The organism is Leifsonia sp. NPDC058292, assembly GCF_042880955.1.
In the GTDB taxonomy this organism is placed as follows: domain Bacteria; phylum Actinomycetota; class Actinomycetes; order Actinomycetales; family Microbacteriaceae; genus Leifsonia.
Window position 1 is genome coordinate 24882 of record NZ_JBHVYL010000026.1, and the last position, 17308, is coordinate 42189.

The following is a 17308-nucleotide window of genomic DNA, read 5'->3' on the forward strand; positions in this document are numbered from 1 at the left end:
CGAAAAGTCGCGTCAATTGGCAACTGGGCGCAAGGGGGAGACAGGTAAGAGAGGGGATGACGGGAATCGAACCCGCGTAATCAGTTTGGAAGACTGAGGCTCTACCATTGAGCTACATCCCCGCGCCGTCCGAAAACGGGCACCAGAACATCGTAGTACAGGTTCCGGCGCCGCTCCGACAGGCGCACGGTGCGGGCGCAGCGGCGTTCGCGCGCGTGCAGTAGACTTTCACGTGGTCTTTCGCCCCCGACGGGTTCGTTCGCGTCGCGGTAACGGACTGTGCGGGTCGAGGTCTTCTTACCCGGGGCGTAGCTCAGCTTGGTAGAGCGCCCGCTTTGGGAGCGGGAGGTCGCAGGTTCGAATCCTGTCGCCCCGACGAGACCTCAAACCTTGCGAATGACCATCGTTCAACTACAGGAGAACCCAACAACGTGAAGACCACGGTCGAAAAGCTGAGCCCCACTCGCGCCAAGCTCCTCATCTCGGTGACGCCGGAGGAACTGAAGCCGAGCATCACCCACGCCTACGGACACATCGCCGAGCAGGTCAACATCCCCGGCTTCCGTAAGGGCAAGGTGCCGCCCGCGATCATCGACCAGCGCGTCGGCAAGGCCGCCGTTCTCGAGCACGCGGTGAACGAGGGTCTCGACGGCTTCTACCGTCAGGCGATCGAGGAGAACGACGTCAAGCCGCTCGGCCGTCCGAACGCCGACATCACCGAGTGGCCGAACGAGAGCGACTTCTCCGGCGACCTGCTGCTGACCATCGAGGTGGATGTCCGCCCCGAGATCAAGCTGCCGAAGTACGACGACGTCAAGATCACCGTCGACGCCGCCGAGGTCTCCGACGCCGACGTCGAGGCCGAGCTCGACACCCTGCGCAGCCGTTTCGGCACGCTGGTGACCGTCGACCGTCCGGCCAAGTCCGGCGACTTCGCCCAGATCGACCTGGTCGCCAAGATCGGCGACGAAGAGGTCGACACCGCCAACAGCATCTCCTACGAGATCGGCTCGGGTGAGCTCATCGAGGGCATCGACGAGGCGCTCGACACGCTCACCGCCGGCGAGACCACCACGTTCGAGGCCCCGCTCATGGGCGGCGACCACGAGGGTGAGGCCGCTCAGATCACGGTGACGCTGACCGCCGTCAAGGAGCGCGAGCTCCCGGATGCCGACGACGACTTCGCGCAGATCGCCAGCGAGTTCGACACCATCGCCGAGCTGAAAGACAGCCTGCGCACGCAGGCCGGCCGCTCGAAGACGTTCGAGCAGGGCACGAGCGCCCGCGACCAGCTGGTCGAGAAGCTGCTCGAGCTCGTCGAGATCCCCGTTCCCGAGCAGCTCGTCGAAGACGAGGTGCACCGCCACCTCGAGCAGGAGAACCGTCTCGAAGACGACGTGCACCGTGCCGAGGTCGCCGAGTCGAGCGAGAAGACGTTCCGTACGCAGATCCTCCTCGACGAGATCGCACAGGCCGAGAACGTCAAGGTCAGCCAGGATGAGCTCACCCAGTACCTCATCCAGGGCGCCGCCCAGTACGGCATGGACCCGAACGAGTTCGTGAAGATCCTCAGCGAGAACGGCCAGATCCCGTCGATGGTCGGCGAGGTCGCCCGCAACAAGGCGCTCGCGATCGTTCTCGGCAAGGCCGAGGTCACCGACTCGAACGGCGCGAAGGTCGACCTCTCCGAGTTCACCGCGCTGCCCGACGACGAGGAAGACGGCGAGAACGTCTTCGAAGAGGTCGTCGAGACCGCCGAGGCGGACGAGGCCGCGGCAGCCGAGGAGCCCGTCGCCGAAGAGGCCGCGAAGCCCAAGAAGAAGGCCGCAGCCAAGAAGAAGTAGTAAAGGTCGTGTCGAAAGGCCGGGTGCCGCAGGGCCCCGGCCTTTCGCCTACCCGAGAGGTGACGAGTGTGAGCGACTGGCAGCACAGGGTGGATGCCGTGTGGGCGGATGCGGGGGAGTGCGAGCCGGATGCCGTGGTCACCGCGATCGACGCCCTGGTCGCCGAACGCGCCCCCACCGACGCGGTCGCACTGTTCGAAGCGGCCGGTGCGCGCGACTTCGCCGGCCGTGAGACCGAGGCGGAGCCGCTGTACCGCCGGGCGCTCGAAACGGGACTGCCGGAGCCTCAGCGCGCCCAGGCGGTCATCCAGCTCGCGAGCACTCTCCGCAACCTCGGCCGGGCGGGCGAGAGCGTCGCGCTGCTGCGGGAGGAGCTCGCCGCGCATCCAGAACACCCGCTCTCCGGCGCGGCACAGGCGTTCCTCGCGCTGGCCCTGCACGACACGGGTGACTCCACCGGAGCACTGCATGCGGCGCTGCGCGTCGCCGCATCCGGTCTCCCTCAGTACGGGCGAGCCGTGGCCTCGTATGCGGACGACCTGACGACGCGCTGATCTGCCCAGGGCGAACAGGCCGGATTCGGCGCGTTGGCTCAGATAGATTCGTTCACGAAGCGACAAGGAAATGGAGCGACACATGGCCGATATGGGCATGCAACCGAGTGTTTTTGACCGACTGCTGAAGGACCGCATCATCTGGCTCGGCTCCGAGGTGCGGGATGAGAACGCGAACGAGATCGCCGCGAAGCTGCTTCTCCTCGCCGCCGAGGATGCCAAGCGCGACATCTACCTCTACATCAACTCTCCCGGCGGCTCGATCACGGCGGGCATGGCCATCTACGACACCATGCAGTTCGTGCCGAACGACATCGTCACCGTGGGAATCGGAATGGCGGCCTCGATGGGTCAGCTGCTTCTCACCGCAGGAACGAAGGGCAAGCGGTACATCACCCCGAACGCACGAGTGCTGCTGCACCAGCCGCACGGCGGGTTCGGCGGAACCGCGAGCGACATCCAGACCCAGGCGCAGCTCATCCTCGACATGAAGAAGCGCCTCGCCGAGATCACGGCGGCCCAGACGGGCAAGAGCGTCGAGCAGATCAACGCCGACGGTGACCGCGACCGCTGGTTCACCGCGCAGGAGGCCCTGGAGTACGGCTTCGTCGACCACATCCGCGAGACCGCGACCGAGGTCGTCGGCGGCGGCGGAACCGACATCGAGTCGGACGCCAAGTAGGCCTCGGAAGGAATAGGAATCCACACATGAACATCCCCAACTTCGGTGGTCAGGCGTTCAACGGGGTCCAGGCCCCGGGCTCGCGCTACATCCTGCCGAGCTTCGAAGAGCGCACGGCCTACGGCTACAAGCGTCAAGACCCGTACGCGAAGCTGTTCGAAGACCGCATCATCTTCCTCGGTGTGCAGGTCGACGACGCGTCGGCCGACGACATCATGGCCCAGCTGCTCGTGCTCGAGAGCCAGGACCCCGACCGCGACATCGTGATGTACATCAACTCGCCCGGTGGCTCGTTCACCGCGATGACGGCGATCTACGACACGATGCAGTACATCCGCCCGCAGATCCAGACGGTCGTGCTCGGTCAGGCCGCGTCGGCCGCCGCCGTGCTCACCGCCGCAGGGTCGCCCGGCAAGCGTCTCGCGCTGCCGAACGCCCGCATCCTCATCCACCAGCCCGCCGTCGGCGAGGCCGGTCAGGGGCAGGCGTCCGACATCGAGATCCAGGCGAACGAGATCATGCGCATGCGCACCTGGCTCGAGGAGACGCTCGCGCGTCACTCGAACCGTGCGCAGGAGCAGGTGAACAAAGACATCGACCGTGACAAGATCCTGTCGGCCGATGAGGCGCTGGAGTACGGCCTGATCGACCAGGTGCTCACCAGCCGCAAGAACCTGCCTGCGCTCGTCAAGTAGAGTCTCGCGCATGACCGAACGGGGCGATCGTCTTCACGACGATCGCCCCGTTCGTCGTGTGCGGGCCTTTCGCGACGCGGCCTGGGATGCGGACTCCTGGCCGGGTTCCATCCCCGCCGTCGCGCAGGTGCTGCGGAGTGGGCTCGACCTCGCTCGCGGCGTCACCTTTCTGGTCGGCGAGAACGGCAGCGGCAAGTCGACACTGGTCGAGGGCATCGCCACCGCCTACGGGCTGCCGCCGGAAGGCGGGAGCAACCAGGGTTCCCATGTGACCCGGCCGTCGGAGTCGCCGCTCGGCGGCTGGCTCCAGGTGGAGCGGAGCCCCGGTGCGCCGAAGTGGGGGTTCTTCCTTCGAGCAGAGACGATGCACGGCTACTACAGCTATCTGGAGGGTCTGGGCGGCCCTGATGCGGAGTTGCACGCGCTCAGCCACGGCGAGTCGTTCAACGAGCTGCTGGAGAGCAAGCTGAACCATCCGCGGTACACGGCCGGGCTCGTGGTGCTGGATGAGCCGGAAGCTGCCCTCTCGTTCGGCTCGACACTGAAATGGCTGGCCAACCTCGATGAGATGGTTCAGCGCGGCACGCAGGTGCTGTGCGCGACGCACTCGCCCATCCTGGCTTCGCTGCCGGGGGCGAGACTGCTCGAGGTGGGGGAGTGGGGCGTCCGGGAGACCACCTGGAACGAACTGGAGCTCGTGCAGCACTGGCGGTCGTACCTCGAGTCGCCGCAGCGCTACCTGCGGCACCTGCTCTGAACGGCGGATCGCTGTCGGCGAACGCGCCGATGACCATTTGAGGCCCGGGTGCGCACCTTTGTCGTCCGCACAGGTTAGGCTCGTCAGAAGATACCCGAGGAGGAGGGTGACGGATGGCTCGCATCGGGGAAAGCGCCGATCTGCTCAAGTGTTCCTTCTGTGGCAAAAGCCAGAAGCAGGTTCAGCAACTCATCGCCGGTCCCGGTGTGTACATCTGCGACGAATGCGTCGAGCTGTGCAACGAGATCATCGAGGAAAGACTCGCCGAAGCCGGCGAGGAGACGACCAGTGAGTTCGACCTCCCGAAGCCGAAGGAGATCTTCGGCTTCCTGGAGGAGTACGTCATCGGCCAGGAGGCTGCCAAGCGCGCCCTCGCCGTCGCCGTCTACAACCACTACAAGCGCGTCCGCGCCCGCGCGACGATCACGGCCGCCGATGTCATCGACGACGTCGAGATCGCGAAGAGCAACATCCTGCTGATCGGTCCGACGGGCTGCGGCAAGACCTACCTTGCGCAGACACTGGCGAAGCGTCTCAACGTCCCGTTCGCGGTCGCAGACGCCACGGCGCTCACCGAGGCCGGCTACGTGGGCGAAGACGTGGAGAACATCCTTCTCAAGCTCATCCAGGCCGCCGACTACGACGTGAAGCGCGCCGAGACGGGCATCATCTACATCGACGAGGTCGACAAGATCGCCCGCAAGGCCGAGAACCCCTCCATCACGCGAGACGTCTCCGGCGAGGGTGTGCAGCAGGCGCTGCTGAAAATACTCGAGGGCACGGTCGCGTCGGTTCCGCCGCAGGGCGGTCGCAAGCACCCGCACCAGGAGTTCATCCAGATCGACACCACCAACGTGCTGTTCATCGTTGCGGGCGCGTTCGCAGGGCTCGACGACATCATCTCCCAGCGCGCGGGTAAGAAGGGCATCGGCTTCGGCGCTCCTCTGCACAGCAAGGGCGACGACGTCAACCTGTTCAGCGAGGTGCTGCCGGAAGACCTGCACAAGTTCGGGCTCATCCCCGAGTTCATCGGTCGTCTGCCCGTCGTCACGACGGTCACGCAGCTCGACCAGGAAGCGCTGATGCAGATCCTCACCGTGCCGAAGAACGCACTGGTGCGTCAGTACCAGCGCATGTTCGAGCTCGACGGAGTGGAGCTCGACTTCGAGCAGCCCGCTCTGGAGGCCATCGCCGACCTTGCCGTGCTGCGCAAGACCGGTGCCCGAGGGCTCCGCGCGATCATGGAAGAGGTGCTCGGGCCGATCATGTTCGAGGTGCCGTCGAGCAGCGAGGTCGCCCGCGTCGTCGTGACCCGCGAGGCGGTTCTCGAGAACGCCGCGCCCACGATTGTTCCTCACCGTCCGCGCCGCGAGGAGAAGTCGGCCTAAGCAGGGGCTTCTGCTCCAGCCAGGTCGGCAGGATGACCAGGCACAGCAGCGGAAGAACCGCGATGCTCGACGAGGCAGCCAGTCATGAAGAACCCCTCCCCGCGTTTCGCTCAGACTGGAGCGGGACGCGGGGAGGGGCCCAGCTGCGGGTTCAGCCGTCGAGCCCGCGGCGTTTCAGCAGCGGCTCGATCACGGCCGCGCGGCCGCGGAAGTCGCGGTACGCCTCCAGGGGATCCTTCGATCCGCCCACGCCGAGGAGCCGGTCGCGGAAGCGGTCGCCGTTGCTCCGCAGCAGTCCGCCGTTCTCTTTGAACCATTCGACCGTGTCGGCGTCGAGCACCTCGCTCCAGATGTAGGAGTAGTACCCGGCGTCGTAGCCGCCCGAGAAGGTGTGAGCGAAGTATGTGCTCGCATACCGTGTGGGCACGGCCGGATTGTTGAGCCCGACGGCCGTCAGCGCGCGCGCCTCGAACTCGGCGACATCTGTCACCGTGTCGTCGGCCGTGATCGCGTGCCAGGCCTGGTCGAGCAGCGCGGCGGCGAGGTATTCGCTGGTGAGGAAACCCTCGTTGAACGCTTCGGAAGCGTGCAGCTTGTCGACGAGCTCCTGGGGCATCCGCTCACCCGTCTGGTAGTGGACGGCGTAGTTCTCGAGGATCTCCGGCCACAGCATCCACATCTCGTTGACCTGACTGGGGAACTCGACGAAGTCGCGGTACACGTTGGTGCCGGCGAACTTCGGATATGTGACGCGGGCGAACAGCCCGTGCAGCGCGTGGCCGAACTCGTGGAACAGCGTGTTCGTCTCGTCGTAGCTGAGCAACGTCGGCTCGCCGGCAGCGGGCTTCGGCACGTTCAGGTTGTTGACGACGACCGTCGGAGTGTCGAGCAGCTTCGACTGCGAGATGAGCGGATTCATCCATGCGCCGCCGCGCTTCGAGTCGCGGGTGTACAGATCGAGCACGTACAGGCCGAGCGGCGAGCCGTCGTCGTTGCGCACCTCGAAGACGCGGGCGTCGGGATGGTACGCGACGAGATCGGGTCGCTCGGTGAACGAGATGCCGTAGAGCCGGTTCGCGGCATAGAAGACCCCGTCGCGCAGCACGCGCTCGGCCTCGAAGTACGGTCGCATGGCCGCGACGTCGACGTCGTACTTCGCCTGACGCACCTTCTCGGTGTAGAACGACCAGTCCCAGCTGGCGAGCTCGAAGGAGTCGCCGATCTGGGCCTGCAGATCGGCCTGCTCGGCGCGGGCGTTGCGTGCGGCGGGCGGCGCGAGGCGTCCGAGCATGTCGGCCACCGCCTGCGGTGTCTTGGCGGTCTGGCCGGCGGTGACGTAGGCGGCGTGGCTGTCGAACCCGAGCAGTCTCGCCCGCTCCGCCCGCAGCCGCGTGATGTCGAGCACCAACTGGCGGTTGTCGTTCTCTCCACCGTGGATGCCGCGGGCCCGGGATGCCTTCATGATCCGTTCGCGCACACCGCGGTCGGTGAGCGCCGCGAGATACGGGTGCCCCGTCGGAAGCACGAGGGTGACGACGTACTTCCCGTCGAGCCCGCGCTCTTTGGCGGCCTCCGCCGCCGCCGACACGGCGCCGTCGTCGAGCCCGGCGAGCGCGGTCGCGTCGTCGAAGACCACCGCGAGTTCGTTGGTGTCGGCGAGGAGGTTCTTCTCGAACTTGGTGGTGAGCGTCGACAGGCGCTTGTTGTACTCCTTCAGCTTCTCTTTGTCGGCGTCGCTGAGGGCGGCGCCGGCGAGGGTGAACTCGTCGTAGTAGCGCTCCACCAGGTAGCGGGACTCGGCATCGAGGCTGAGCGTGTCGAGCTCGGCGTGCAGAGCGGCGATGCGGGCGTAGAGGCGCGGGTCGAGACGGATGGCGTCTTCGTGCGCCGAGAGCAGGGGAGCGATCTCCTCCTCCAGCGCGTTCGTGAAGTCGCTGCTGTCGGACGAGCTCTTGTTGAAGAAGACCTCGGCGACCCGCATCAGGGTCTGCCCTGAACGCTCGAGAGGCACCATGGTGTTCTCGAAGGTGGGGTCGTCGGCCTGGTCGGTGATCGCCTGAACCTCGGCGAGCTGCTCCTCGAAGCCGCGGTCGAAGGCGGGGCGGTAATGCTCGTCACGGATGTCGGCGAACGGCGGCAACTGGTAGGGGAGGGCGCTCGGCTGCAAGAAGGGATTGGAGGAATCTGCCATTGCCCCAGCCTAGGACGACCGGCCGCCGTAACACGGGAAACGGCGCACTTACGATGGTCGCATGGATGTCCACGAACGCTACACGCACGGTCACCACGAGAGCGTTCTGCGCTCGCACACCTGGCGGACAGTGGAGAACTCGGCGGCATATCTCATCCCCTACCTGAGGCCCGGAGCGGCCGTGCTGGATGTGGGAAGCGGCCCAGGAACGATCACCCTCGACATTGCTGAGCGGGTGTTTCCCGCTGAGGTCGTCGGCATCGACGCCTCACCGGAGATCGTCGCCGTCGCGACGGAACTCGCCACCGAGCGGGGCGTCGGCAACGTGCGCTTCGAGACGGGCGACGCCTACCGTCTCGACGCGCCGGACGACACGTTCGACGTGGTGCACGCCCATCAGGTGCTCCAGCATCTGAGCGACCCTGTCGCCGTGCTCAGGGAGTTTCGTCGTGTCACCAAGCCGGGGGGAATCGTCGCCGCGCGCGATGTCGACTGGGGCGGCACGGTGTGGGCTCCGCCGCTGCCAGGGCTGGACGAGTGGATGCGGGTCAACCAGGCTGTGCAGCGCAACAACGGCGGAGAACCGTTCGCCGGGCGCCGGCTCAAGGCCTGGGCTCTGGAGGCCGGCTTCTCGTCGGTCGACAGCTCGGCCTCCGTGTGGTGCTTCGCCTCGGATGAGGAGCGGGCCTGGTGGGGCGAGTCGTGGAGCGTGCGAGCGACGGAATCAGACTTCGGTCGCCACGCGCTGGAAGCAGGGATCGCGGACGAGTCCTCGCTCGCTGAGATCTCTGCGGCGTGGCTCGCCTGGGCGGCCTCACCGGACGGCTGGTACGCGATGCCGCACGGGGAGATCGTCGCGCACGTCACGACATGAGTGCAAAGAACTAATTGCAAAGATAAGCTTGCAAAGAAATCTTTGCATGGCTACCATCGAGGTATGTCCACCCCAGAAGGCACCGGCAAGCCCGCACCGATTTCGCACCCCTACGACGACGCACTGAGTCTCGAAGCGCTGCGTGCGCTGGCACATCCCCTGCGCGTGCACATCATGAACGAGCTGTCGGACTTCGGCGCCATGACGGCGAGCGGGCTCGCGGAGCGGCTGGGGGAGTCGAGCGGGGCCACGAGCTACCACCTGCGTCAGCTGGCGAAGCACGGGATCATCGTGGAGGTCGAAGGCAAGGGCTCAGCGCGCGAGCGCTGGTGGAAGATGGCTCCCGGCGGCGTGACGATCGGCTCGCCGGAGACCCTCGACACGCCGGCCGGTCGTGAGGCGACCGAGCTCATCTCCCGCGAGTGGCAGCAGAACAACGAGCGCAGGCTCACCTCCTTCCTGCGCTACGGCCTCGACACGCTCGGTCCGGAGTGGGCGCAGGCGGCGACACTGTCCACCGCGCACATGCGGTTGACGATCGACCAGCTGGCCGAATTCGGCCGCGAGTACTACGCGATGGCCGACCGCCTGAAGGCCAAATGGCGCGAGGCCGGAGAGTTTCTCGCGAACGACGACGACGACCTGTCCGATCTCTCCGACAGCGCTGCCGCCGAGCTCAGACGCCGTGTGCAGGTTCAGTTCAACGCCTTCCCACTCATCGAGGGTGCGTCATGACCACCACAGCGCCCCGCCTGGCGCGCACGCCGTTGAGCGGTGGCTTCAATCGCCTGTGGACGGCCGCAGTCACCAGCAACCTCGCTGACGGCATCGGACGAACCGCGGTTCCCCTGATCGCCACCACCCTCACCCGGGACCCCGCCCTCATCGCGGGCATCACGGCCGTCACATTCCTGCCGTGGCTGCTGTTCGGCATCCCCGCGGGCATGCTCCTCGACCGGGTGGACAGACGGATCGCGATGGCGGTGGCCAACAGCCTGCGGTTCCTCGTCGCCGCGCTGCTGGCCGTGCTCATCACCAGCGGCTCGCTCACCATCTGGTGGCTCTATGCCTGCGTTCTGCTGTTCGGCCTCGGCGAGACGGTGTTCGACAACGCCACGACGACGGTCGTGCCGAGTCTCGTGACCCGCGACCAGCTCGACCGGGCGAATGGCCGTATGCAGTCCGCCGAGATCGTCGTGCAGAACTTCATCGCGACGCCCGTGGCGGGCTTTCTCTTCGCCGCGGCGATCGTTCTCCCGGTGTGGCTCACCGGGGCCGGATTCCTGATCGCCGGCCTCCTCGCCCTGACGATCCCGGTCGCGGCGGCGACGGCTCACCGGGCCGCGGCAGAGGGCGCCGACGCGGGGGAGCGTCCGCGCTTCGGGCAGGTCGTCGCGTTTCTGGCCGGCCACCGGTTTCTGCGGGCGATGATCGTCTTGACCTCGCTCACCGCCTCGGCTCTCGCGTTCGCCCAGGGCAGCGTCGTGCTGCTTCTGCTGCAGACGTTCTCCGTGCCGACGGCGCTGATCGGCGTCGTCACCGCGGGCGTCGGGCTCGGCGCGCTCGTCGGCGCGCTGATCTCCAGCCGGCTGGTCGAACGGTTCGGGCGCGGAAAGGTCATGTTCTGGTCGCTGCTCGTCAGTGGCGTCGGGATCCTGGCCGTCGGCTTGAGCGGGAACGTGGTGTTCGCGATCGCCGCCTACGCGTTCGGCGCCTTCGGCGTCGCCGTCTGGAACGTTCCCTGGGGAGCGTTGCGCCAGGCGATCGCGCCGCCGGACATGCTCGGCCGTGCGATGGGCATCGTCCGCACCATCGGCTGGGGGCTGACGCCCATCGCCACCGTGCTCGGCGGGTTCGTCGCCCGCATCGACCTCAGGCTGCCGTTCGTCATCGGCGGCGCCTTCGTGGTGCTCCTCACTCTGATCGCCACCAGGCTCGTGCTCTCGGCCGGTTCTGCTGAACCTGCCGCCGAAACTCTCCCGGAAGGAACCGGATCATGACCGCGATCCCCCTCTCTCACCGCACCACCCGGCTCGACAAGATCGCCGTGCGCCTCGGCAACGCCCTCACCGAATGGGGCACCAGGCACGAGCGTCTCGTCGAAGCACCGAGCTACGCGGAGCAGCTCCGGCTCGTCGAGACCAGCCGGGATGCCGCCGCGCGGCGCCTCCCGCAGCTCCCGCGCTGAGCGTGGGTAGTCCGGATGCACCGGCCGGGAGACGGGTTACTCGCCGAGGTCGAACTCGTCGGGCTCGCCCGCGGACGGCTGCGTGATGGTCGCCGAGTCCTCGGTCGGGTTGTACCGGATGATCGTGCCGTCATCCAGCTCGACCACCGGCTTGCCCTCGAGCCAGGTGAGCGTCCAGCGCCAGCCGGTCGTGTCCACATCCGTGGCCACAAGCTCCTCCTCGACGGTCTGCACCGCGTAGCCGACCACTTCGGGCAGCGTGGACGGTGTTTCGCCGCCGACGGCCCAGCGGGTGCCGAGCTGCATCAGGCGTCGCCCTTCACCAGATCGATCTCGTAGGTGACCCAGGAGGTGCGCTCTCCGACAGCGTCGTAGACGCTCTGCGCTTCTTGGTTGTCGTGTGCGGTGATCCACTGCACGACGCCGAGGCCCCGCTCCTGCGCGCGGTTGCGCGCCGCATCGATCAAGGCTCGGCCGACGCCTTTGCCGCGTTCGCTCTCGGCGACGAACAGGTCGTCGATGAAGAGCCCGCGGTCGGCCTCCAGGGGCCGCGCGAACTCTCTCAGGTGCACCAGGCCGACGATGCGGTCGCCGTCCACGGCGACGAGTCCGTCTTCTTCATGGTCGTCCGCCGTCAGCCACGACCAGAGGAGCAGAGCCTTCTGGTCGGTGAGCTGGGTGTCGTAGAACGCCGCGTACTGCTCGTAGAGATCGAGCCAGGCGAAGAAATCGCCATCCGCGACCGGTCGAATCTCAATCGACATTGGTGCCTCCGTTCGCCATTCCCCGCCGGGCTGAGGGGTGGTGCTGACATGACCATACCGCGCACATCCTCGGTGGTCGATGCCGCCGCTCGTATCCGGATGCGCTCGCGATTCTACGGAACGAGATCGTAAGTGACCCACTTGGTCTTCTCGGCGACCTGGTCGTAGACGTGCCTGGCGGCCTCGTTGTCTTTCGCCGTGATCCAGCGCACGACCGACAGACCCTCGTCGCGCGCACGCCCTCTGAGGGCCTCGAGGATCGCTTTACCGGCACCCCCTCCGCGCGCGTCGGGCGCGACGAAGAGATCGTCGAGGTAGAGGCCCCGGCTGCCGTCGAGCGGGCGGCTGAACTCGCGCACGTGCGCGAGGCCGATGGGCTCGCCCGCTTCGTTGACGGCGAAGTAGGCCTCGAGCTCGTGGCTCTGGTCGGTGATCCAGCTCCAGACGAGCAGGGCCTTCTCGTCGGTGAGGGGCTTCTCGTAGAAGTCGCCGTAGCCCGCATAGAGATCGAGCCAGGTGAAGAACTCGTTGTCTTGCACCCGTCGGACCGTCGCGGTCATCGTTCCTCCTCGGTCGGGGTCTGGGCAAGCAGGATATCCGTCACTGCGAGCTCGTCGGCGGATTCGAACCGCAGGTCGCCGATCTTGCCCACGGAACGCAGGTCGTCTGCGGCGAGCCGGATGGCGCCCACAGCGGAGTCCGGACCGGCGATGACCGCGTAGTCGACCAGGGCCTTCTGCGAGGCCTTTGCGGCGGTCTTGGCGCCACGGATGCTCGTGAGCGCCTTGCCCACGATCGCGAGAACCGCAGCGTTGTCGGCCCAGTCGCCGGTCAGTGCGTCCGCCGTCGGCCACGGCGCGACGTGCACGGAGCCTTCGTTGAACCACGACCAGGACTCCTCGGTGGCGAACGGGACCACGGGCGCGAACAGACGGAGCATGGCCGAGAGCGCCACCCGCAGTGCGACGACCGCGGACGTCTGCTCCGGGGTGCGCTCACCGTACGCGCGCTCCTTGACGAGCTCGAGATAGTCGTCGCAGAACGTCCAGAAGAACGTCTCGCTCACTTCGAGCGCCCGGGCGTGGTCGTAGCCGTCGAGCGCCGAAGTGGCCTCCGTGACGACGGCCGCGAGGTTCTGCAGCATGCTCTGGTCGAGCGGGCTCGTCACCTGCGAGAGATCATCGGTGGCGGGCGCCTCGAAGCTCAGGATGAACTTGGCGGCGTTCAAGATCTTGATCGCCAGCCGGCGCCCGATCTTGATCTGCGTCGGGTTCTGGGGGTCGAAGGCCGAGTCGGTGCCGAGGCGGGACGAGGCGGCCCAGTAGCGCACCGCATCCGACCCGTGCTTCTCCAGGATGTCGGCGGGAGTGACGACGTTGCCCTTCGACTTCGACATCTTCTTGCGGTCGGGGTCGACGATGAATCCGGAGAGCGCCGTGTGCGCCCACGGGGCGACACCGTGCTCGAGCTGCGAGCGGAGCATGGTGGAGAACAGCCAGGTGCGGATGATGTCCTGACCCTGAGGACGCAGGTCGTACGGGAACACCGCCGCGAACAGGTCCTCGTCACGCTGCCAGCCACCGGCCAGCTGCGGAGTGAGCGACGAGGTCATCCAGGTGTCCATGACATCGAGTTCGCCGACGAAGCCGTTCGGCTGGTTGCGCTGCGACTCGTCGTACCCGGGGGCCGCGTCCGACGACGGGTCGACGGGCAGGCTCTCGACGCTCGGCAGGATCGGCTCGTCGAATCGCGGGTTTCCGTCGCCGTCGAGCGGGTACCAGATCGGGATCGGAACGCCGAAGAAGCGCTGACGCGAGATGAGCCAGTCCCCGCTGAGGCCGCCGACCCAGTTCTCGTAACGGACACGCATGAACTCGGGGTGCCACTCCAGCTGCTTGCCGAGCTCGAGCAGGCGGGAGCGGAGCGCCTCGTCGCGGGCGCCGTTCTTGACGTACCATTGCCTGGTCGAGACGATCTCGAGCGGCTTGTCGCCCTTCTCGAAGAACTTCACCGGGTGCTGGATGGGCTTCGGGTCGCCGACGAGGTCGCCGGCCTCCTTCAGTTTCTCCACGACGACCTGCTTCGCCGAGAACACCGTCTTGCCGGCGAGTTCGGCGAACGCCGCCTTGCCGTCCTCCGACGTGATCGCCAGCGGCGCGTCGCTCACGATGCGTCCGTCGAAACCGATGATCGCCCGGTTCGGGAGATCGAGCTCACGCCACCAGGTGACGTCGGTGATGTCGCCGAAGGTGCAGATCATGGCGATGCCGGAACCCTTGTCGGGCTGGGCGAGGTGGTGGGCGAGCACGGGCACCTCGACGCCGAACACCGGTGTGGTGACTGTCTTGCCGAAGAGCGGCTGGTAGCGCTCGTCATCCGGATGCGCGACCAGGGCCACGCACGCCGGCAGAAGCTCGGGGCGCGTCGTCTCGATGTAGACCGGGCCGTCCTCGCCGTGGAACGCGACGCGATGGTACTGCCCGGGCTGCTCCCGGTCTTCGAGCTCGGCCTGGGCGACAGCGGTGCGGAAGGTCACATCCCACAGTGTTGGGGCCATCGCCTGGTAGGCCTCGCCGCGTTCGATGTTGCGCAGGAACGCGAGCTGCGAGGTGTGCAGGGACTCGGTGCCGATCGTGCGGTACGTCTGGCTCCAGTCGACCGAGAGGCCGAGCGATCGCCAGAGGGCCTCGAACTGCTTCTCGTCTTCGACGGTCAGCCGCTCGCACAGCTCGATGAAGTTGCGGCGCGAGATCGGCTTCTGGTCGGCCGCCTTGGTGCTCTTGTTGTCCCCTCCCTCGAACGGCGGCACGAAGCCGGCGTCGTAGGGGAGGGTCGGGTCGCAGCGCACCCCGTAGTAGTTCTGCACGCGGCGCTCGGTGGGCAGGCCGTTGTCGTCCCAGCCCATGGGGTAGAAGACGTGCTGGCCGCGCATCCGGTGGTAGCGGGCGATCACGTCGGTGTGCGTGTAGCTGAACACGTGGCCGATGTGCAGCGAACCGCTCGCGGTGGGCGGCGGGGTGTCGATCGAGAAGATGCAGGGCCGCTCGGCCGCCAGTGCGGCCGCCCGGTCGAACAGGAAGGTCCCGTCGCTCTGCCAGCGGTCTCCCCACTTGGATTCGAGGCCTTCGAGTGCAGGCTTGTCGGGCAGGGGTTGGGCGGCGCTCATGGGTCTCCGAATCGTATGGGCGGCACCGTGTCGATGGAGAGGTGCCTGGATGTCGGTATCCAGGCTACCGGAGCGCGACCCCGCCCGGGTCAGGCGACGCCGACGGGCTCCGGTTCCGCCTCCGGTTCGAGCTCGTCGATGATGGGCCGGCGGCGCGCAGCGAGGAGCGCCGAGACGAGCGTGATCACGCTCATCAGGCCGAGCACGATGCCCGGGTGCCACCAGGCGTTGCCCGTAACCCCGCCGAGCAGATACGTCAGCGCCGGCACGAACGCGGTGAGCAGCGCGGCCAGGCTGTAGGCGACGGAGAGTCCGCTGTAGCGCACCGTGCTCGGGAAGAGGTCTGACATGAGGCCGCCGAGTCCTGCCCAGGCGAGCGTCGGCAGGATTCCGCCGACGATCATGCTGCCGACGAGGATCGGGAAGGTGGCGAACTGCAGGAGGTAGTACATGGGGAAGGCGATGACCAGGGTGCCGATGGCGCCGATCATGACGACTCTTGCCGAGCCGATCCTGGTCGCCCAGACACCGAACAACGGGATCGTCACGAGCTGCAGCAGCCCGCCGATGGTGGTGGCGATCAGCAGGTCGGTGAAGCTGAACTTCAGCACGGCGGTGCCGTAGTCGACCATGTAGGTGTTCATCAGCGAGTACGACCCGATGCCGAGGATGGCGGCACCGATCCCGATGAAGAAGCCGGCCGGAGCCTTGCGGAAGACGTCGAGCACAGGGAAGCGGTCGCGCTTTCCGGTGGCGAGCAACTGCTTGAACACCGGGGTCTCGTCGATCGACCAGCGCAGGTACAGCGAGACGAGCAGCAGGGGAATAGCCGTGAGGAACGGGATGCGCCAACCCCAGGCGGCGATCTGATCCGCCGGCATGATGGCGGTGATCGCGATGAAGACGACGGCGCTCAGGATGGAGCCGACCGGAGACCCGAGCTGGGGGAGTGCCGCGTAGAACCCCCGGCGCTTCGGGTTCGCGTACTCGGTCGCGAGCAGGATCGAGCCGCCCCATTCGCCGCCGAGCGAGAGCCCCTGAACGAGGCGGAGCACGACCAGCGCGATCGCACCGAACCAGCCGGCCTGTGCGTACGTCGGCAGAACGCCGACGAGCCCTGTTCCGACGCCCATCATCAGGATGGTGATCAGGAGCGTCGGGCGGCGCCCGATGCGGTCGCCCAGGTTGCCGAAGATCACGGCGCCGATCGGCCGGATGACGAACCCGGCGGCGATCGTGAGGAACCCGGCGAGCACACCGCCGAAGACGCCGAGGGGTGCGAAGAAGAGCGGGCCGACGAAGAACGCACTGAAGTAGGCGAACAGGTAGAAGTCGTACGACTCGAGCGACGTGCCCACGAAGGATGCGATGGTGACGCGTCGGGCGGTGCCCGGGGTGATGCCCGGGCGGTCGGTGCTGCTGTACGTGATGGTGTCAGGTGAACTCACGACGGTCATTGTCCTTCGATGCGGCGGCTGTGGATGATAATTGGATCGAGTCCAATAATAGGCATGGAGGACAACGCGTGAGACAGCCGTCGCATTCCGGATCGGGTCGGCCGCGCCTGTCGTCCAGGCAGACGCTGGCCGAGGCGGCCGCCGAGCTCTTCCTCGAACAGACCTATGCGGGCACCACGATCGAGGAGATCGCGCAGCGAGCGGGGGTGAGCCGCGCGACCTTCTTCAACTACTTCGGCTCGAAGGCCGACCTGCTCTGGCAGGAGGTCGACGAGTCTCTCGCGCGGTTCGGCGAGCTGCTCGACGGCGTGCCCGACGGCGTCCCGGTGACGCAGGCGGTGCAGGATGCGGTGCTCGCGCTGGCCGAGCAGTTCGGGCCGGCCCGTCTCCCGCTGGCCGTGACGCAGTACGACCTGATGGGTACGAACGCCGAACTCGAGTCGTCGGCCCTGCCGCGCTTCCTCTCCCTGGTGCGGCTGCTCAGCGAGGAGGTCGCCCGCCGCACCGGCGCCGATCCCGGCGATCTTCTTCCGCGCAGCGTCGCGACCTCAGTGATCGGCGCTGCCGTCGCTGCCGCCGCAGTGTGGGCAAGATCAGGGGTGGGCAGAGGCGAACTGCGCCCGCTCGTCGAGGCGGCAATCGCGCCGGTCTGCGCCGGCTATCAAGCGGTCTTCGATGAACCCGCCGCGACCGGGTAGAATCGTGAGCACAGACTGCGACCCGGCCATCACCGGAGAGTCTTCGGAAG

At 67.1% G+C, this 17308-nt stretch carries 17 protein-coding genes and 2 tRNA genes; 12 read left to right on the forward strand and 7 right to left on the reverse strand.

Annotation, left to right across the window (positions count from 1 at the left end; genetic code table 11):
• Positions 1-51: 51 nt before the first annotated feature.
• Positions 52-122, reverse strand: a tRNA-Gly gene (locus ACFVWR_RS13900).
• Positions 123-302: 180 nt separating this feature from the next.
• Between ACFVWR_RS13900 and ACFVWR_RS13905 the strand changes: the two genes are divergently transcribed.
• From ACFVWR_RS13905 to clpX, 7 genes are all read left to right on the forward strand, one after another.
• Positions 303-376, forward strand: a tRNA-Pro gene (locus ACFVWR_RS13905).
• A 55-nt stretch (positions 377-431) separates the two neighbouring features.
• A complete protein-coding gene (tig, locus tag ACFVWR_RS13910; RefSeq protein ID WP_387213012.1) occupies positions 432-1844 on the forward strand; it encodes a trigger factor in 1413 nt (470 codons plus the stop codon).
• A gap of 68 nt (positions 1845-1912) precedes the next feature.
• Positions 1913-2398: a tetratricopeptide repeat protein gene (locus ACFVWR_RS13915; RefSeq protein ID WP_387213015.1), complete on the forward strand. Its 486-nt coding sequence runs from the start codon at positions 1913-1915 to the stop codon at positions 2396-2398.
• A gap of 82 nt (positions 2399-2480) precedes the next feature.
• Positions 2481-3080, forward strand: a complete 600-nt coding sequence (locus ACFVWR_RS13920) for an ATP-dependent Clp protease proteolytic subunit (RefSeq protein WP_387213018.1) — start codon at positions 2481-2483, stop codon at positions 3078-3080.
• Positions 3081-3106: 26 nt separating this feature from the next.
• Positions 3107-3775: an ATP-dependent Clp protease proteolytic subunit gene (locus tag ACFVWR_RS13925; protein ID WP_387213021.1), complete on the forward strand. Its 669-nt coding sequence runs from the start codon at positions 3107-3109 to the stop codon at positions 3773-3775.
• A 10-nt stretch (positions 3776-3785) separates the two neighbouring features.
• Complete coding sequence (locus ACFVWR_RS13930) at positions 3786-4532, forward strand: AAA family ATPase (RefSeq protein ID WP_387213024.1); 747 nt, start codon at positions 3786-3788, stop codon at positions 4530-4532.
• Between the two features lie 113 nt (positions 4533-4645).
• Positions 4646-5920: an ATP-dependent Clp protease ATP-binding subunit ClpX gene (gene clpX, locus ACFVWR_RS13935; RefSeq protein WP_387213027.1), complete on the forward strand. Its 1275-nt coding sequence runs from the start codon at positions 4646-4648 to the stop codon at positions 5918-5920.
• Positions 5921-6071: 151 nt separating this feature from the next.
• Here clpX and ACFVWR_RS13940 read toward each other — a convergent pair whose 3' ends face one another.
• Positions 6072-8111, reverse strand: coding sequence for a M3 family metallopeptidase (locus ACFVWR_RS13940; protein ID WP_387213030.1), 2040 nt, complete (start codon positions 8109-8111; stop codon positions 6072-6074).
• A gap of 61 nt (positions 8112-8172) precedes the next feature.
• On the opposite strand from ACFVWR_RS13940, the gene ACFVWR_RS13945 reads away from it, so the two are divergent.
• From ACFVWR_RS13945 to ACFVWR_RS13960, 4 genes are all read left to right on the forward strand, one after another.
• A complete protein-coding gene (locus ACFVWR_RS13945) occupies positions 8173-8985 on the forward strand; it encodes a methyltransferase domain-containing protein (RefSeq protein ID WP_387213033.1) in 813 nt (270 codons plus the stop codon).
• 63 nt (positions 8986-9048) lie between these two features.
• On the forward strand, positions 9049-9720 hold the full coding sequence (locus ACFVWR_RS13950; RefSeq protein WP_387213036.1) for an ArsR/SmtB family transcription factor: 672 nt from the start codon (positions 9049-9051) through the stop codon (positions 9718-9720).
• The gene (locus tag ACFVWR_RS13955; protein ID WP_387213038.1) at positions 9717-10985 is read left to right on the forward strand and encodes an MFS transporter; all 1269 of its coding nucleotides are present in this window, start codon (positions 9717-9719) and stop codon (positions 10983-10985) included. The genes ACFVWR_RS13950 and ACFVWR_RS13955 overlap by 4 nt, the downstream gene beginning before the upstream one ends.
• Entirely contained in the window at positions 10982-11173 is a 192-nt protein-coding gene (locus ACFVWR_RS13960) for a hypothetical protein (RefSeq protein WP_387213041.1), read from the forward strand. Before ACFVWR_RS13955 ends, ACFVWR_RS13960 begins: the two co-directional genes overlap by 4 nt.
• Positions 11174-11209: 36 nt before the next feature.
• Here ACFVWR_RS13960 and ACFVWR_RS13965 read toward each other — a convergent pair whose 3' ends face one another.
• The 5 genes from ACFVWR_RS13965 to ACFVWR_RS13985 all read right to left on the reverse strand — a co-directional run bounded on the left by ACFVWR_RS13965 (position 11210) and on the right by ACFVWR_RS13985 (position 16560).
• Positions 11210-11479 (reverse strand): hypothetical protein, encoded by a 270-nt coding sequence (locus ACFVWR_RS13965; protein ID WP_387213043.1) that lies wholly within the window; start codon positions 11477-11479, stop codon positions 11210-11212.
• Positions 11479-11937 (reverse strand): GNAT family N-acetyltransferase, encoded by a 459-nt coding sequence (locus ACFVWR_RS13970; protein WP_387213046.1) that lies wholly within the window; start codon positions 11935-11937, stop codon positions 11479-11481. The genes ACFVWR_RS13965 and ACFVWR_RS13970 overlap by 1 nt, the downstream gene beginning before the upstream one ends.
• Before the next feature lie 113 nt (positions 11938-12050).
• Complete coding sequence (locus ACFVWR_RS13975) at positions 12051-12497, reverse strand: GNAT family N-acetyltransferase (protein WP_387213049.1); 447 nt, start codon at positions 12495-12497, stop codon at positions 12051-12053.
• Positions 12494-15103, reverse strand: coding sequence for a valine--tRNA ligase (gene valS / locus ACFVWR_RS13980; RefSeq protein WP_387213052.1), 2610 nt, complete (start codon positions 15101-15103; stop codon positions 12494-12496). The genes ACFVWR_RS13975 and valS overlap by 4 nt, the downstream gene beginning before the upstream one ends.
• Before the next feature lie 89 nt (positions 15104-15192).
• Positions 15193-16560, reverse strand: coding sequence for an MFS transporter (locus ACFVWR_RS13985; RefSeq protein ID WP_387213055.1), 1368 nt, complete (start codon positions 16558-16560; stop codon positions 15193-15195).
• 68 nt (positions 16561-16628) lie between these two features.
• On the opposite strand from ACFVWR_RS13985, the gene ACFVWR_RS13990 reads away from it, so the two are divergent.
• Positions 16629-17258, forward strand: coding sequence for a TetR/AcrR family transcriptional regulator (locus ACFVWR_RS13990; protein WP_387213058.1), 630 nt, complete (start codon positions 16629-16631; stop codon positions 17256-17258).
• The last annotated feature ends 50 nt before the right edge of the window (positions 17259-17308 follow it).

Excerpts from the sequence above, each read along its gene's own strand:
- ACFVWR_RS13940 (WP_387213030.1), bottom strand. The coding sequence starts at position 8,111 with ATGGCAGATTCCTCCAATCCCTTCTTGCAGCCGAGCGCCCTCCCCTAC.
- ACFVWR_RS13965 (WP_387213043.1), bottom strand. The coding sequence starts at position 11,479 with ATGCAGCTCGGCACCCGCTGGGCCGTCGGCGGCGAAACACCGTCCACG.
- ACFVWR_RS13950 (WP_387213036.1), top strand. The coding sequence starts at position 9,049 with ATGTCCACCCCAGAAGGCACCGGCAAGCCCGCACCGATTTCGCACCCC.
- ACFVWR_RS13960 (WP_387213041.1), top strand. The coding sequence starts at position 10,982 with ATGACCGCGATCCCCCTCTCTCACCGCACCACCCGGCTCGACAAGATC.
- valS (WP_387213052.1), bottom strand. The coding sequence starts at position 15,103 with ATGAGCGCCGCCCAACCCCTGCCCGACAAGCCTGCACTCGAAGGCCTC.
- ACFVWR_RS13970 (WP_387213046.1), bottom strand. The coding sequence starts at position 11,937 with ATGTCGATTGAGATTCGACCGGTCGCGGATGGCGATTTCTTCGCCTGG.
- ACFVWR_RS13945 (WP_387213033.1), top strand. The coding sequence starts at position 8,173 with ATGGATGTCCACGAACGCTACACGCACGGTCACCACGAGAGCGTTCTG.
- ACFVWR_RS13920 (WP_387213018.1), top strand. The coding sequence starts at position 2,481 with ATGGCCGATATGGGCATGCAACCGAGTGTTTTTGACCGACTGCTGAAG.
- clpX (WP_387213027.1), top strand. The coding sequence starts at position 4,646 with ATGGCTCGCATCGGGGAAAGCGCCGATCTGCTCAAGTGTTCCTTCTGT.
- ACFVWR_RS13925 (WP_387213021.1), top strand. The coding sequence starts at position 3,107 with ATGAACATCCCCAACTTCGGTGGTCAGGCGTTCAACGGGGTCCAGGCC.
- ACFVWR_RS13985 (WP_387213055.1), bottom strand. The coding sequence starts at position 16,560 with ATGACCGTCGTGAGTTCACCTGACACCATCACGTACAGCAGCACCGAC.
- ACFVWR_RS13975 (WP_387213049.1), bottom strand. The coding sequence starts at position 12,497 with ATGACCGCGACGGTCCGACGGGTGCAAGACAACGAGTTCTTCACCTGG.
- ACFVWR_RS13930 (WP_387213024.1), top strand. The coding sequence starts at position 3,786 with ATGACCGAACGGGGCGATCGTCTTCACGACGATCGCCCCGTTCGTCGT.
- ACFVWR_RS13955 (WP_387213038.1), top strand. The coding sequence starts at position 9,717 with ATGACCACCACAGCGCCCCGCCTGGCGCGCACGCCGTTGAGCGGTGGC.